The following is a 15,597-nucleotide window of genomic DNA, read 5'->3' on the forward strand; positions in this document are numbered from 1 at the left end:
GGTCAGTATGCAAAGCACTGTTACGGCAATTATCGACGATTTATCGAGTGTTATTTTTGGCAAAAAACAACAAATAAAACTAGCACTCACCTGCTTATTCAGTGAAGGACATTTACTGATAGAAGATTTACCCGGTATGGGCAAAACTACGCTCTCACATGCACTTGCTGCTGTGCTTGGGCTGTCGTATCAGCGTATACAATTTACAAGCGATCTTTTACCTGCCGATATTTTAGGAACTAATGTATTTAACGCTAATGAGCACACGTTTACATTCCATAAAGGGCCGATTTTTAGCCAAGTTGTATTAGCAGATGAAATAAACCGCGCGGGCCCTAAAACGCAAAGTGCATTGCTTGAGGCAATGGAAGAGCAGCAAGTTACAGTAGATGGTACTAAGTACACGTTACCAAATCCTTTTTTTGTAATTGCCACGCAAAACCCGCTTTATCAGTCGGGTACTTACCCACTTCCAGAATCGCAGTTAGATCGATTTTTAATGCGTATAAGTTTAGGCTTTCCTCCTAAAGAGGCTGAAAAACAACTTATTTTAAACATTAAACCGCGAGACTACAGCCAATTACCACAAAGAATAGACGCTAAGCAGCTACAGCAAATTCAAACCTTAATTAACCAAATTGTGATAAGCAGCCCTGTAATCGATTATATTATTGAATTAGTAACACATACTCGTCAAAGCGCAGCATTTGCAGGCTCGCTCTCTCCTCGGGCAAGTATGGCGCTGGCCAAAGCGGCTAAGTCGTGGGCATTTATTGAAGGGCGAGAGTTTGTAACCCCTGACGATGTACAAGCTGTATTTGCAAGTGTGTGCCAACACCGCTTAGGACTGCATAACGAGTCGGGAGAAGCGCAAGTAAATGAAATCTTAAAAACCGTTGCTGTGCCAGTTTAACGTGTTATTTAAAAAAAAAGCCCAAAAGGTCAGTATATTAGGCGCATTAAAAAAGCGTTTACTTAATAAACTCCTTAAAAACAAGCATTCAAAGCAATCCATTACGCTGGCTCATAACAATATATATGTAGTGCCCTCGCAACTCGGCTTTTACTTTATTATTGTGGCTATTTTAAATTTTGTTATGGGCATTAATTATCAAAATAACTTAATTTTGGTGATGGCTTATTTAATGTTTGTGGTGATGATTATTGCCGTTCTGCTTGGTTATACAAATGCCAAAGGGCTAAAAGTTGAATATATAAAAAGTTTTGCCAGCTTCTCACCAAATAAAGGCTCGGTTAAATTTATTTTAAAAGCCCCTACACTTACGCAATCAGTATCGCTTAGCTACTCAAGTGACCCTGAATACGCAAAGCACTTAGCGCAAGTTACGCCCAAAGACAGCGCTTTAATTATTAACCTACCTTATAATGCCCGCGGTATATATACCCTTGAACGTTTTAAAATACACAGTAATTACCCATTTGGGCTGGTAAGCGTGTGGAGTTATATACAACCCAATGACTCTGTTTACGTTTACCCTGCGCCAGAGCATGTATTAAACGACACTTACAACAGTACGTTTGAACACACAACGCAAACAGGCAGTATTAAAGAGCCCGGCAGCGAAGAGTTTGATGAGCTAATTACGCATTTACCAGAAATGGGATTGCAGCGAATTTCATGGAAACATTACGCTAAATCACAGCAGTTACTCGTAAAAGAATTTATAGATTATAAAAAGTCCGATATTGTTTTTGATTTTAACCTGCTAACGGGTAACACCGAGCAACGCTTGAGTCAGCTTTGCTTTTTAGTGTGTAATGCATGCGAAAACAACACACCGTTTACACTGATTTTGCCCTCAGCAAATTACAAAGCAACTAACAACGCGCACGATAAATCACAGTGTTTAGCACTTCTGAGCGAATACGGCGGAGCAACTAATGGCTGAGCTATTAAATTACCGGGCAATTAATTTAGCAATGAGCTTTATATACGCCTGCTTATTTGCGTTTTATTTATCGCATATGCCCATACTGTTTATTGGGGTTTTATCGCTTTTATGTCTTTGGAACGTGTACTTAACACTGACTAACAACCCTAAACCTAACGCGTGGCTTGCAAATATTTTGGCTGGATTAGCTTTAATATTAATGATTTACACCATAGGTATAGGCGATACAGTCATATTGTTTGTTGCTATGCTATTGCTCTCTAGTATTTTTAAATTACTGCAGGCTAAAACAAAAAAACATTACCATATTATTGTCACACTCACGTTTTTTTCTATTTCATCGGCGTATTTGTTTAACCAAAGCATAATAACCACCTTAACCATGAGCGCCCTATTTTTACTCAACTTTGCTGTATTGAGCTTAATTGAATCTTCTCATAGTTTAAAATTAGCCTCTAAACAAAGTGCTAAGCTGTTATTTATTGCTTTGCCTTTAGCAATATTTTTGCTGTTGTTTTTACCTAAAATGCCCGCTTTTTGGCAGTTACCTGGGCCAAAGCTTGCTAAAACAGGGCTCTCTGAACAAGTAGACCCGTTTGATATTGCAAAGCTGTCTAATTCTGATGAACTGGTTTTTAGAGCGCGTTTTGATAACGACACGCCCGCCTCACCTTATTATTGGCGAGCACTTGTACACGATACCTTTGATGGTAAAGCGTGGAAAACATCTGATTTATTAAAATATAATAATCAAAGTGCTGATCCCAATAAACAAATTACGATACAACACACCTACACTATTATTGCCGAGCCTGCAAATCAAAAATGGTTATATGGGCTTGGTTACGCAACCAGTAACAATAAAAATGTTGAAAGTAATGCGCTAGGTTTACTTCGAAAAAAACAATATCAAGCTAAAAGCTTGCAGTATCAGGTATCAAGTGCAGCACTGAGTACAGAGCAACTTTCAGATTGGCAAACCGCTTATTACACACGTTTAAATAACCAAACAAACCAACAAGCAGCCAAGCTTGCTGCCGAACTTAAACAATCAACAACCTCGCAAAGTGACTTTTATAATGCATTGCTTAGCTACTTTGCTAAACAAGAATTTAGTTACACGTTAACCCCCGAGCCTATGACCGGTGACAGCACTATTGATCAATTTTTATTTGATAAAAAACGCGGCTTTTGCGGCCATTACGCCAGTGCAGCAGCGTATATTTTTAGAAGCGCCGGTATTCCCGCGCGCTTGGCCAGCGGTTATTTAGGTGGCGAAAAAAACCAAACAAATAATTATTTATCGGTTCGCCAATACGATGCCCACGCTTGGGTTGAAGTGTATATTAATAATCAGTGGCAAATTTTTGATGCCACTGCGGTGGTCGCCCCCGAGCGTTTAAATGGTTCACTTTCACAAAACGAAGAACTCAATGATGAATTTAAAAGTAATCTCGATTTTGGCTTAGTGAGTTTAAGTAACTTTGCAGCCGTTAATTGGTTAAGGCTCAAACTAGAAACCCTTGATTACCAATGGACCAGCTGGGTACTTGGCTTTGACGAAGAAAAGCAAAGCAACTTTTTAAAATCACTTTTTGGTAGTAAACATCTTTGGCTGGTACCTTTAGCGGTTATTTTAGGACTTGCTTTTAGCTTTGCTGCTTACTTTATTTATTTAAATTGGCCACGCAATAAAAGTAAACGCCCGCCGTTAGTTTCAGAATTTGAGGCAATTAAGCACTGGGCAGATAAAAACGACATAGCGGCGCCTAGTCACTATTCACCTAATCAGCAGTTAATATACTTTGCTGAGCAAAGCCCTGATACTGCGGAACCTTTAAGCGAATTTAGCTATTTATTTAATCAAGTGCGCTACGCTAAAAAACCTTTTACTAAAGAACGTAAAAATCAGGCTAAAGATCTGATAAAATTAATTAAATCTTCAAAATAGAGAAAACTATGAATGCGGTTGTTATAGGCGTTATTTTAATGCTTGGGCTCTCCTTAGCACGTGTAAATGTCATTGTAGCTATGATAATTAGTGCACTTGTAGCTGGTTTAACAGCGGGTTTAGGAATAAAAGAAAGTGTTGATGCATTTAATTCTGGTTTGTCGGCCGGCGCTGAAATTGCACTAAGTTACGCAATGTTAGGTGCCTTTGCAGTGGCTATTTCAAAATCGGGATTAACCCGTATCCTCGCCGAAAAGCTATTAAACAAAGTGAATGCACAAGGTGCAGGCAGCGAAACCTTTTTAAGCTATTTTATTTTATTAATTATATTAGGCTGCGCTATTTCTTCTCAAAATTTAGTGCCTGTTCACATAGCCTTTATACCTATTTTAATCCCCCCTTTGCTGGTTGTGTTTAATCAACTACGTTTAGACCGCCGCGCCATTGCCTGTATATTAACGTTTGGTTTAGCTACCTCTTACATGGTATTGCCTTATGGATTTGGTGGCATTTACTTATACTCTATTTTGCATAAAAACTTAGTTGATAACGGCCTAGACATAGTTAACACACAAGTGCCTATGGCAATGATTATTCCTGCCTGCGGTATGTTGGTTGGGTTAATTATTGCGGTGTTTATAAGTTACGCAAAGCGCCGTGACTACCAAGCGCAACCGTTAACAACACAAAGCAAAGCTAGCGACATTGAGAAGCCAAAAAAAGTGATGATCGTGGGTTTGTTTGCTGTGCTTTCATCATTGGTTGCACAAAACCTAAGTGGCTCTATGATATTAGGCGGCCTTGTTGGCGTAATGATATTTAGTGTATTTGGTGTTGTTAAGTGGGAAGAAAACGGCGACGTATTTAGTAAAGGCGTCGCCATGATGGCGATGATTGGCTTTATTATGATTTCGGCTCAAGGATTTGCCTCAGTAATGAAAGCAACCGGTGATGTAGCAAGTTTAGTTCACAGTGGCGCGGCGTTATTTGATGGCAATAAGCCTCTCGCTGCGGCCTCTATTTTATTGGTGGGATTATTGATAACAATGGGTATTGGTAGTTCGTTTTCTACAGTGCCAATTATAGCTACCTTATTTGTGCCTTTATGTTTAGATTTAGGTTTCTCGGTTATGGCAACTGCGGCTTTAGTGGGTACTGCGGGTGCATTAGGTGATGCGGGCTCTCCAGCCTCTGACTCTACACTTGGACCAACCTCGGGTTTAAATGCCGATGGTCAACATGACCATATACGAGATTCGGTGATCCCCACCTTTATACATTTTAATATTCCATTACTTATATTTGGTTGGATTGCGGCTATGGTGCTTTAGCACCTCTGCACTTATAGTGTGTATAATTCATTATTTTTAAGGCATGTATTTCATGCCTTTTTTATACCTCCCTATTTGCTGACTTAATCTATATATTTTTATAGCTGCTAAGATTGCTTTTACAATTAACTAGTATGATGTGTTCTTTTGCTATAATTAAATAAGCACCTAATAAAGATGCTTATTTAAAGGCTGCTTGCCTTAATATTTATTTATTCAAAACCGTAAATCATTTTATCGCACACAACCGGTGTCGGTCTGTGGTCATCATCTACGGCTACAAAGGTAAAGCTGCCTGAAATCGCCGAGTGCTTATCATCTTTATGCATGGTTTCTAAACAAATATCCACATCCACTTTAAGTGATGTATTGCCCACATGCACAACTTTAGCAATTAGCTCAGCAAAAGTCCCCGCTGGAATAGCCTCTTTAAAATCAACTCTATCAGATGAAATAGTCACTAACGGCTTTCGGCAAAAACGAGTGGCGGCAATAAAAGCAACCTCGTCCATCCATGCTAACGCATCGCCACCAAATAATGTGTTGTGATGATTAGTGCGCCCAGGAAACACCGTTTTAGTAACCGAGGTCGTTGAGTCTTCAATACGCTTTGCAATAATTGCATCGCGGTTAATGTCTGTCATAGTATCTACTTTTTATTAGCAAGCTTATCTTGCATCAATAATGCTGGGTCTAGGCGCTCGCCTTCCCAGTTAAAACGCCAATCAAGGTGTGGGCCTGTTACACGCCCAGTCGCACCTATTTCGGCAACTTTGTCGCCTTGGCTTATTGTATCGCCTACTTTTACATCTAATTTGCTTAAATGAATATATGTAGAGGTAACGCCATGGCCGTGGTCAATAATAAGCGTACCGCCCGAGTAGTATAAATCGGGGTCGGCAAACACCACAGTGCCACTAATCGGAGCATAAACAGGCGAGCCGGTTTTATTGGCAATATCTAAACCAAAATGTGGGCGTCGCGGTTCACCGTTAAAATAACGTTGGCTACCATAAACACCCGATATACGCCCTTGTGCCGGCTTTAACACCGGGTCTAAAAAGTACTGTAAATCAGAGTTAACCGCGCGCGCTTTACGTATTGCTTGCGCTTCGCGGCTAATACGTGCGCTTACTTCTTTAGGAGGCGACACATACTTTTTAGCCACACCGGTAATTTTATCAATTTTATAATCGCGTTTAGTGATCATTAAATCTTGCGTGTGTGTTTTACCATTATTATCTACCCACGTAAGGGCATGTTTTGCTTTCGCGTCGCGACCAAAGCCAAACACAAAATCGCCAGAGTCTGATAACTTTAATGTTTTACCATCTAACGATACTGACTTTACATTTTCAAGCTTGCCTGTCACCAAGCCGCCCTGCGTAAGGTGCCCTTTTAGCTCAAGCGCTAATGCACTAAAGCTAGTTGTGGTTACAAGCGCTGTTGCTAAAAGAGTTTTAAGCATAACTAATCGATCCCTTTCCTACGCCTTCATATGCGATAATTTTTACGTCTTTGTCTGGGTATTCTGCCTTAACTTGCTCAGCAAGGTGTTGAGCAATACATTCTACCGTTGTATCAACAGGTAAAATGTCACAGCGTGACTCGCTTATCGCCATTTCAAAGTAACCTTGTGCAGCGGTATAAGCAAAACACACATCATCGTTTTTAGCGCTTATGTGTTTTAATTCGCTTGCAGCGATTTGATCCTCAGCCGTGGCTAAGTAAATATCTTGCCATTTTTCAGCCCATTGTTTTTGTAAGCGAGGCATAGACATACCATCTAAACTAATACCTATTTGCGAGCGATGGCCATGAATAATGCGCTGACAGTTACCATCATGCTTTTTAAGGCCATGACTGTAGTGATAATAAAAGCTTTGGCTGTGCTCTGGTTTTAGCGACAATTCAATTTTTTCAATATTACTTGGTAGTTTAGGTAAAATAGTGTCGATTAAAAATTCAGTGACTGATTCAACACTAATTTCTGGTGCATCTATCATGCAATAAGCTTGATGCGGAGCACTCATGGCTAAATGGTGGTTATCACCAAATGTGCAATCGAGCGTTTTGTAAGTATCAAATTCTTGTACCGTGCCATTTAAACCTTTAGCAATGGCTAGTTTGTGGTCTAAACAATCGTCAATTATGCCTTTAATTTGCTTTTTAACTAAGCCAAAGTCTAACACCATAGACTCTTCGTTTAGCTTGCCATGCAACGTTAAGTCAACAATCCAGCTCTCGCCAACGGCGCCGCGTTTGTTACATAAGTAAGAAAAATCAATCACTGTTAGTGAGTTAACAAAAAGGATCATAAACTTCCTTTAAACTGGTTATAAGTCAGGGGTAATTATAATGATTTCTGATTGTAATTGCGCGGTTTTATGGTCTAAAAAGCCGTCTCCACTACTGATTGGCGATAAATCACGCAAAAAAGTGTCTTTTTTCAACTGCTCCGAGTTGTTTGGCGTACAAGTGTACGCTAAAGTACTTGGCAATTTCTAAGCGAAGATAAGTGTTATGGAACCTAAAAATAGCTATACAAAAGAAGATTTGATCCTATGTGGTCAAGGTGAAATGTTTGGTGAAGGTAACTGCCGTTTACCAAGCGACAACATGTTAATGATGGACCGTATTACTTCAATCACTGCTGATGGCGGCGAGCACGGTAAAGGCCAAATTGTAGCTGAGCTTGATATTGACCCAAGCCTTTGGTTTTTTGACTGCCATTTTAAAGGCGATCCAGTTATGCCAGGCTGCTTAGGCCTAGATGCTATGTGGCAACTGGTTGGCTTTTTCTTAGGCTGGTCTGGTGGCCCCGGTTTAGGCCGTGCGCTTGGTGTAGGTGAAGTTAAATTTACCGGCCAAATTTTACCTACAGCTAAAAAAGTAACGTACCGCCTTGATATGAAACGTGTAATAAAGCGTAAATTATTTATGGGCATGGCTGATGGCACAGTTGAAGTAGACGGCCGCGTTATTTACGAAGCAAAAGATCTAAAAGTGGGCTTATTTCAAGATACGAGCGCATTTTAATATTATATATTTAAGCAAAAAGGCCTCCATATGGAGGCCTTTTTACGTTAATTCTTTTGTGATGAATTAGGTTTTGTACATGTTTCGGTTTTCAATTGCTTCGCGCCAACCGCCTAACCATTCAGACTTAGGATCGATTTGCTGATAAGGGCATAGCTCTTTAGAGCGCCCAGCTAAACCTGCTTTAAAACCTTGAGAATGAGCTCTTTCTAAACGATCTCTTTTTTGTCTCTTCATCGGTAATATCCTCACCTTTTTTAATTATAAATTTTGTAGCATTAGTGAAATCTACATTTAATGAATAGTTAATAAAAATGTTAAATTCAAATAGCAAAATTAATTAATTTGTTTGACATTAACTAACCTGCTGATGCAAAAATAATTTAACATTTATAAAAACACAGTGGTCATACCACTTAATTTCTTACTGCTTATTTAATTTACAATACGGCTATCTAACCGCTTAAATGCACTTATGTGCTTAATGTCGGACACACCATTTTTGGCTTAGTTCCCTACAATAATGTAATCATGACAATTTTATTGCACTCTTAATTTTGAATAAAAAACAGTTCAAATGATTTATTTTTGAACAACTGCTATTAGTGCTTGATTAATTAAAGTCGATCGGTCTAATATGGGTTAACACAAAAAAGACTATAAAACCAATTCGCATAATTAAGTGATCAATTTTGAGGATGGATAAATGTGTTGATAGCAAGGCAAAAAATTCGCTATTTAGTTATTCTAAATGAGAATTTTTTAACGCAGATAGCGACACGTTTAGCCCCTGAAAATGATTAAGTATTATTGCTGATTGGTATAAGGGGTTACTAATAATGAATACAGCTCAGGCACCTGCACGGCGCGGAAGGCCCCCTAAAATACCTCGCGAAAACGCTGATACGAAAGCGCATCTTATTCGGATTGGCCTAGAAACCTTAACTGAATTTGGTTTTAGCGCAACTGGACTTGATACCATTTTAAAAAAAGCCGGTGTGCCTAAAGGCTCGTTTTATCATTACTTTAAAAGTAAAGAGGCGTTTGGTATTGCTTTAGTAAATGCCTACGATGAATACTTTATCACTAAGCTTAAAAAATACTTAACCGATAGCAGTACCCCGCCGCTTGAACGTTTAATACACTTTACGCAAAGTGCCATAATGGGCATGCAAAAATATCAGTACAAACGCGGTTGTTTAGTCGGAAACTTAAATCAAGAGCTCAACCATTTAAGTGATGAGTTTAAAACCCGCTTATTACAAAGCTATGTAGCATGGCAGCAGCAAGTTGAGCAGTGTTTAAATGAAGCACAACAACAAGGCACACTTGCTAAATCTGTTAATACAAAGCTTATGAGTGAATATTTTTGGATTGGCTGGGAAGGCGCTGTTATGCGCGCTAAATTAACCCAATCAAGCAAACCACTTACACTGTATACAGAAATGTTTTTACGCGCATTACTCACTTAATGCGCATTTTATTTAGCCATTAAAAACCGATCGGTCTAAAAGGATATGTTATGAGTAACCCAATTAAAGCTATTGTAATTACGAAAGACGAAAACTACGCTGCCGCGCTTAGTGGTGTGCAGCAAAGTGACCTACCAGATCAAAACGTGCAACTTGATGTACTTTATAGCACGCTCAATTACAAAGATGGGCTAGCCATTACAGGTAAAGGCCCTGTCGTGCGTAGCTTTCCTATGGTGCCCGGCATCGATTTGGTGGGTACAGTAAGTGGAACAAGTACGGATGAATTTAGTGTAGGCGATAATGTAATTTTAAATGGCTTTGGTGTAGGCGAAAAACACTGGGGCGGCCTTGCACAAAAGGCATCGCTTAATAGTGACTGGTTAATCCCCCTCCCTTCAGCGCTTTTGCCAAAACAAGCAATGCAAATTGGCACTGCGGGTTACACAGCAATGCTCAGTGTTATTGCCCTTGAAAAACATGGTATTACACCAAGTGATGGTGAAATATTAGTGACCGGCGCAAACGGTGGTGTTGGCAGCTTTGCCATTTATTTATTAAATCAGCTGGGCTATAACGTAACCGCTGCAACAGGGAGAATGGAACAAAGCGATTACTTAAATGAGCTGGGTGCATCACAAATTATTAGCCGCGATGAGCTTTCAAACCCAGGTAAGCCACTTCAAAAAGAACGCTTTGCTGGCGCTATAGATTCGGTAGGCAGCCATACGCTTGCCAATATTTGTGCATCACTTAAATATGGAGGGGTAGTTACTGCCTGTGGTTTAGCCCAAGGGATGGATTTACCCGCCTCAGTAGCGCCCTTTATTTTGCGTGGTGTATCTTTAATTGGTATAGACAGCGTTATGCGCCCTAAAAAAGACAGAATCGAAGCATGGGACAGACTAGCAAGCTTAGTTAAAGCCGATTACCTTGATAAAATTTCAACCGAAATTACACTTGAGCAAGTCATTGAAAATGGCGAGCAACTTATGGACGGTAAAATTCGCGGCCGCGTAGTTGTTAATTGCCAAAGTTAAGCAATTTTATCTATTAAAGCCTCGTTATTAAATTTATAATGACATTTGTATTTTTATTAATGAGGCAACACCTATGAGCAACCAAGATCTTTACAGTAATAACCCACTGCAAGGCGTAAAATTAGAGCAAGTGGTTGAAGAACTGGTTGAGCAATATGGGTGGGAGCTACTGCACGCTTATTTGCAATTAAACTGTTTTAAAAACAACCCAGATATAAAATCGGCGGTTAAATTTTTACGTAAAACACAATGGGCACAAGAAAAGGTAGATAACTTTTACCTATACCGTCTTAAAAACTTGCCTAAACCCGACGATGTACAATACCAATTACCGCCTCGAGATAGAGTTATACCTGCGGATCATAAACCGGGGGAGCCGTGCGAACTAAGCTTTAGTGATGCAAAGCGAATTATGGAAAAAAAGGCCACTAAACAACGCGCCAGAGCACGAAAGCAACGTTCAAACGCCAGTAACCCGTGGGGTAACTAAGTTAACCTCAACTTTGGATAATAAATCTATCTCTAGCAGCTATTTTCAGCGCTAAAAGCGTTGAATTTACTTGCAATAGGCTAGCTATTGACGCATAAATTCGCCTTGTTTTCACCGAAAACCGCTGGCTAGAGAATTAAGCTTAAAGATCATCATGATAAATTATGTTGGTGTATCTCTTAACCAGAGTCCAGGTTAAGTTATATTTTTAAAGCCAATGTATATTGACTTTTTTTAGCGCTGCAATATAAGGGCTTAGTAACCACGTTTGCGCCAAAAGTAATTAACTGAGCCTTGCTCTTCAAGCGCAACTTTAAATGTTTTATCAGCAATAATTTTATTGTTCAGGGTAAGTGTCATCCGCCAATCACCTAATTTATTTTCAATAGGCTCCCACAGCGTATCCCCTAAATAAAACTGCCAGTCATTCTCTTTAATGTATTCAACGCCTGCAAAGGGCGGCATTATTTCACCATTGTTGTCTGGTATATCAGGGTGATAAATACAAAAGTGGAGTTTTTCCCCTTTGGCTTTTTTGATATTAATTATTAAACCAAATTCAACATCAAGCTTAGCAATAACATTGGTTGTAAATTGCTCAATTTGTGGCAACGCCTTACTTTTACTATCCCATGTAGAATAAATGCCGAAGCTTTGAATTGACACCTCAGGTTTTGATTTTGCCATTACACCATTCTTTATTTTGGGCTGTTAAAACACTGATTTTATAATACTTACATCTTAAGTAAAATCATCCATTAACATACATACTCAATGTTGTTGTATTTTTGCACATTGCTTGCACATTTAAGATTAAAAATAGCGTCAATTAGTACTTAATTGGCTGTGTACAATGAATCACTCACTACCTAATAAAATTAAACTATTAAAAATTTCGTTATTAAGCGCAGCAATTTGCTCTATTGTTGCATGCGGTAGTGATGAGCAAAGCATAACAACCGCTACCGATGAAAGTACACCTTCAAGCAGTAACACTACAACAGCAACAGGTAGCAGCTCTACCGAACAAGTGCTATGTGATTACAGTTACAATGAATACAACGACTCTACATCAGTGCAAACCACCAGCTCTGCTGATTGGGCATGCACAGGGACAACACGCTATGTAGTCGCTAATGGCATTCCAGATCATGATGTAGGCACGTTCCCTAACCCCGATAATCCAAACACCATTTCTGAACAAACTGTGAGTGAAAGCTTTACGCTAACGCCTATACAAAGCGATACCACAACCTTAATGGGCGGCCCTCGTGGCGTATTAGGCATAGTACTAAATGGCGTTAAAATTGATGCTGGTACAGGCGTCAGCTGCGATGATTCTGGCGATAACTGTTCGCCTGGCGATAATAGTGGCAACTGGAGTATTGAAGCTCTAAGCCAAAATACTTTTAGTTTTGGTACAGACGATAACAACGCACATGTCCAGCCCGATGGCACCTATCATTACCATGGCATGCCAGAGGGATTTGTTACCCTTAGAGGCGGCAACAGCTCAACAATGACTCTAATTGCATGGGCGGCTGACGGGTTTCCTATTTATGCGCGTTATGGCTACAGCACTGCTGATGATGCCAGTTCGCCGCTTAAAGTGATGACAGGTAGCTACCAGCATATTAGTACAGTAAGCGATAACCGCCCTTCTATCGAAATTTATCCTCTGGGTACTTTTGCACAAGATTGGGAGTATGTAGCTGGCTCTGGCGATTTAGATGAGTGTAACGGGCGCTTTGGTGTTACCCCTGAATTCCCACAAGGCATATACCATTACTACGCAACCGATACTTACCCGTTTTTTCAGCGCTGTGTGAAAGGCGAACTGTAAATTAGACTATAGGCAAAGTGAGTATGATGAATATACAAAAAAAAGCACTGGTTGCGCTTATATTAGTAGCTAACATGGTTATAGCTCCAGTTGCTTATGCACATTTAATGGTGGCTCAACATGGAACATTAAACGTGATTGATAATCATGCCTTTATAGTTCTCTCGTTGCCTATTTCGGCATTTAATAACCTTGATGACGATTTGAACAAAAAAGTCTCTTTGGATGAATTTAACGCCCATAAAAAGCAAATCCGCAAAACCATAATGCGAGGGGTTTATTTAAACGATCATCATTATAAGTTTTCTTTAGAGGGCTTATTACTAAACCCTGAAGTGTCGCATACTGATACTAATAACATTGAGTACATAACGATTACGGGCCGATATACAGTGCCCGATATAAGCGCACAGCTAAAATTAAACGTTAGGTTATTTAGTCAAAATTCTGATTTAAATAAGTACCACATTACCGCCACTAACAAACAGCAAAAAATGACTCATCAGTTTGCCTTAACACCCCGTACGCCTTTTAGCACAGTGTTTTAAACTAACAATTAAGTAGCCAAGGGCAGACTTAATATTTAGCTGCCCTTTTTTATTTTTACTGCGCTAATAATTTTGGATTTTTAGGAAAGAAATTCTCTGGTTGTTTTTCACAAAGCGAAAATTCGCGAGTGTTTTTATAAGGAAGCTTCATAAATCCTGCTACACCCACATCAGTAATGTTAACTGCATACTGCATTAATTTATTAAGTAACCGTTTAAACTCTACTTCTTTGCTTTCATCGAGTAAGCGATAGTAATGGTGTATTTTCATTCTATCTGGCAGTGCTTCAAATATAATACAGCCAGTATGATGAATTTGGTTTAGCTCAAACACGCATCTAATCACTTTTTTAGGCAGTTGTAGCTGCTCATCAGGGTCTTTACCGTCTTCAAAGTAAGAATGTGGACGTGCAATTTCGTTTGCCTTCATACTGACCACTTCATAATCAAGCTCAGGGAGGTTATCAAACTTAAACGCCCCGGTTCCATCTCGCTCTAACTGAATGGTTTTACGCGCATCAAATAAACAACACTTAAATAAACCTTTTTGACTTATTGCTTGAGCAAGCATCACGGTATTATTAATGGCATCGGTAAAGGCTGTTTTTAAACTTTCATCATGCATAATAAGCGATGACTCAACAAACACCGACTCATCTTTCCAATGAAAACTCAATCCACCCACTACCGGGTATTTAGCTAGGCGGCTGATAGAGGCCAAAAAGGCTTTTTCGGTATCGCCGGTATCAAACAAAAACTCTTTATAGTAGCGGTCTAATTGAGCATCGTTAACATCTAGCAGCTGCTGATTATGATCGGCTTGTCGTAAAAACTGTTTGCGCGAGCTATATACTACGGTGTCGGGCTTATCACCTTTGCCAAACCAATACGGGATAGCAGGACGAGGCTCCGCTTTTTTAAGCTCAGGTAAATACGCCTGAGCCATTTTGGTAATGTTACGCATAAAGTAATCGCCTGCGCCATCGCGTATGGTTTTATTTTTAGACAGCATGCCATCAATTACATTGGCAAGCTCTTTGGGTAAGCCAAGCGAGCTTGCAGGAATGGCTTGCGCACCAAAACGACACGACTGAGCGGAGGCAAGTGCATATAAAGTAGAAGCCACGCCTTGTTCATCAAAGCGTGGTGATGACTGCTCACCCGACATTTGCGCATCACCTATAAAATACACATCGCCCATTCTGGCATTAGTAGTGCTTAAATCTCCCGACATTAAATCCATAAAATTACTGGCTATAGGCTCCCCCTTACTATCAACCTGTGCGTAAACAGAGCTTCCCCAATCAACTAAAGACAGCGCATCGCTTTGCTCATCCCATACTAAGTTAGAAGGTTTAATATCGCCATGCACTATAGGTTGAGGGGTTAAACCATTTTTATGATTACGCAAATCAATTAATACATTACGCAGCCGCACCGCTAATTGCATTATATGGGCGGCACTAAAACGCCCTTTTTTTAGCGATACTTTTTCAAGGTCTTCTCCAATGGCACGGGCCATCATTAGAATACCTTGCTTTTTTATACGCTCAAAAGCATAAAAGGTAGGCACTAGCGGGTTATTAATTTGCGAGAGCATATACGCTTCGTCTTCTAGGCGGTCGCGCACACTTTGGGCAAGCGTAATACGCGAGAACTTAAACACCCAAGGTAAGGCGTTTTCGTCATTGCCAGCAAACACAAACCCAAACGCCCCTGAGCCAATCATCTCTACATTTTTATACCCAAGCGCACTCAGTTGTTTAATACAAATATTAAGCCATTGACGGTGTTTTTTGGCATCTCTATGTGACAGCAAATAAACAGATTGCTCTTCGTTAATATAAAAATTGCGAATTTCTTTGGCTTTCAATACAGGCTCTTTGTTTTATAGGTTAAATAGTGAGTTAGCCACTTGATTATTAGTGTTATATAGCCAGATTACAATACTCACTAGGTAGTTTTTACTA

The 15,597-nt window shown here is 39.7% G+C and carries 16 protein-coding genes; 10 read left to right on the forward strand and 6 right to left on the reverse strand.

Annotated features, from left to right (window positions below; translation table 11 throughout):
• Positions 1 to 7: 7 nt before the first annotated feature.
• The 4 genes from OIZ54_RS01810 to OIZ54_RS01825 are packed head-to-tail and all read left to right on the forward strand — an operon-like array spanning position 8 to position 5,195.
• Positions 8 to 913, forward strand: coding sequence for an AAA family ATPase (locus OIZ54_RS01810; RefSeq protein ID WP_029772289.1), 906 nt, complete (start codon positions 8 to 10; stop codon positions 911 to 913).
• Entirely contained in the window at positions 897 to 1,910 is a 1,014-nt protein-coding gene (locus tag OIZ54_RS01815; RefSeq protein ID WP_413680423.1) for a DUF58 domain-containing protein, read from the forward strand. Before OIZ54_RS01810 ends, OIZ54_RS01815 begins: the two co-directional genes overlap by 17 nt.
• On the forward strand, positions 1,903 to 3,864 hold the full coding sequence (locus tag OIZ54_RS01820) for a DUF3488 and transglutaminase-like domain-containing protein (protein WP_264389536.1): 1,962 nt from the start codon (positions 1,903 to 1,905) through the stop codon (positions 3,862 to 3,864). Before OIZ54_RS01815 ends, OIZ54_RS01820 begins: the two co-directional genes overlap by 8 nt.
• An 8-nt stretch (positions 3,865 to 3,872) precedes the next feature.
• Positions 3,873 to 5,195 carry a Na+/H+ antiporter family protein gene (locus OIZ54_RS01825; RefSeq protein ID WP_054982498.1) on the forward strand — a complete coding sequence of 441 codons (1,323 nt, stop codon included), beginning with the start codon at positions 3,873 to 3,875 and terminating at the stop codon, positions 5,193 to 5,195.
• A 212-nt stretch (positions 5,196 to 5,407) separates the two neighbouring features.
• On the opposite strand, the gene OIZ54_RS01830 is transcribed toward OIZ54_RS01825, so the two are convergent.
• The 3 genes from OIZ54_RS01830 to OIZ54_RS01840 are packed head-to-tail and all read right to left on the reverse strand — an operon-like array spanning position 5,408 to position 7,513.
• Positions 5,408 to 5,839 carry an acyl-CoA thioesterase gene (locus OIZ54_RS01830; RefSeq protein WP_029772286.1) on the reverse strand — a complete coding sequence of 144 codons (432 nt, stop codon included), beginning with the start codon at positions 5,837 to 5,839 and terminating at the stop codon, positions 5,408 to 5,410.
• A gap of 5 nt (positions 5,840 to 5,844) precedes the next feature.
• Entirely contained in the window at positions 5,845 to 6,663 is an 819-nt protein-coding gene (locus tag OIZ54_RS01835; RefSeq protein WP_248442368.1) for a M23 family metallopeptidase, read from the reverse strand.
• The gene (locus OIZ54_RS01840) at positions 6,656 to 7,513 is read right to left on the reverse strand and encodes a 6-carboxytetrahydropterin synthase (protein ID WP_264389537.1); all 858 of its coding nucleotides are present in this window, start codon (positions 7,511 to 7,513) and stop codon (positions 6,656 to 6,658) included. Before OIZ54_RS01840 ends, OIZ54_RS01835 begins: the two co-directional genes overlap by 8 nt.
• Before the next feature lie 205 nt (positions 7,514 to 7,718).
• Here OIZ54_RS01840 and fabA point away from each other — a divergent pair, with 205 nt between their 5' ends.
• Positions 7,719 to 8,234: a bifunctional 3-hydroxydecanoyl-ACP dehydratase/trans-2-decenoyl-ACP isomerase gene (gene fabA / locus OIZ54_RS01845; protein ID WP_004586523.1), complete on the forward strand. Its 516-nt coding sequence runs from the start codon at positions 7,719 to 7,721 to the stop codon at positions 8,232 to 8,234.
• A gap of 66 nt (positions 8,235 to 8,300) precedes the next feature.
• On the opposite strand, the gene rmf is transcribed toward fabA, so the two are convergent.
• Positions 8,301 to 8,471, reverse strand: a complete 171-nt coding sequence (rmf, locus tag OIZ54_RS01850) for a ribosome modulation factor (RefSeq protein WP_004586522.1) — start codon at positions 8,469 to 8,471, stop codon at positions 8,301 to 8,303.
• Positions 8,472 to 9,073: 602 nt separating this feature from the next.
• On the opposite strand from rmf, the gene OIZ54_RS01855 reads away from it, so the two are divergent.
• The 3 genes from OIZ54_RS01855 to OIZ54_RS01865 all read left to right on the forward strand — a co-directional run bounded on the left by OIZ54_RS01855 (position 9,074) and on the right by OIZ54_RS01865 (position 11,236).
• Positions 9,074 to 9,706: a TetR/AcrR family transcriptional regulator gene (locus OIZ54_RS01855; RefSeq protein WP_138541049.1), complete on the forward strand. Its 633-nt coding sequence runs from the start codon at positions 9,074 to 9,076 to the stop codon at positions 9,704 to 9,706.
• A gap of 50 nt (positions 9,707 to 9,756) precedes the next feature.
• Positions 9,757 to 10,746, forward strand: a complete 990-nt coding sequence (locus tag OIZ54_RS01860; RefSeq protein WP_264389538.1) for an MDR family oxidoreductase — start codon at positions 9,757 to 9,759, stop codon at positions 10,744 to 10,746.
• Positions 10,747 to 10,819: 73 nt separating this feature from the next.
• Positions 10,820 to 11,236, forward strand: coding sequence for a VF530 family DNA-binding protein (locus OIZ54_RS01865; protein ID WP_055014778.1), 417 nt, complete (start codon positions 10,820 to 10,822; stop codon positions 11,234 to 11,236).
• Between the two features lie 255 nt (positions 11,237 to 11,491).
• Here the strand turns inward: OIZ54_RS01865 and OIZ54_RS01870 are convergent, their stop codons facing one another.
• Positions 11,492 to 11,923 (reverse strand): DUF3859 domain-containing protein, encoded by a 432-nt coding sequence (locus tag OIZ54_RS01870; protein WP_264389539.1) that lies wholly within the window; start codon positions 11,921 to 11,923, stop codon positions 11,492 to 11,494.
• Between the two features lie 166 nt (positions 11,924 to 12,089).
• Between OIZ54_RS01870 and OIZ54_RS01875 the strand changes: the two genes are divergently transcribed.
• Positions 12,090 to 13,079 carry a YHYH protein gene (locus OIZ54_RS01875; RefSeq protein WP_264389541.1) on the forward strand — a complete coding sequence of 330 codons (990 nt, stop codon included), beginning with the start codon at positions 12,090 to 12,092 and terminating at the stop codon, positions 13,077 to 13,079.
• Between the two features lie 23 nt (positions 13,080 to 13,102).
• The gene (locus tag OIZ54_RS01880; protein ID WP_264389543.1) at positions 13,103 to 13,627 is read left to right on the forward strand and encodes a hypothetical protein; all 525 of its coding nucleotides are present in this window, start codon (positions 13,103 to 13,105) and stop codon (positions 13,625 to 13,627) included.
• A gap of 55 nt (positions 13,628 to 13,682) precedes the next feature.
• On the opposite strand, the gene OIZ54_RS01885 is transcribed toward OIZ54_RS01880, so the two are convergent.
• On the reverse strand, positions 13,683 to 15,500 hold the full coding sequence (locus tag OIZ54_RS01885; RefSeq protein WP_138576310.1) for a protein kinase domain-containing protein: 1,818 nt from the start codon (positions 15,498 to 15,500) through the stop codon (positions 13,683 to 13,685).
• Positions 15,501 to 15,597: the final 97 nt, after the last annotated feature.

The sequence above is a fragment of the Pseudoalteromonas sp. A3 genome (assembly GCF_025942345.1).
GTDB classification, from domain to species: domain Bacteria; phylum Pseudomonadota; class Gammaproteobacteria; order Enterobacterales; family Alteromonadaceae; genus Pseudoalteromonas; species Pseudoalteromonas atlantica.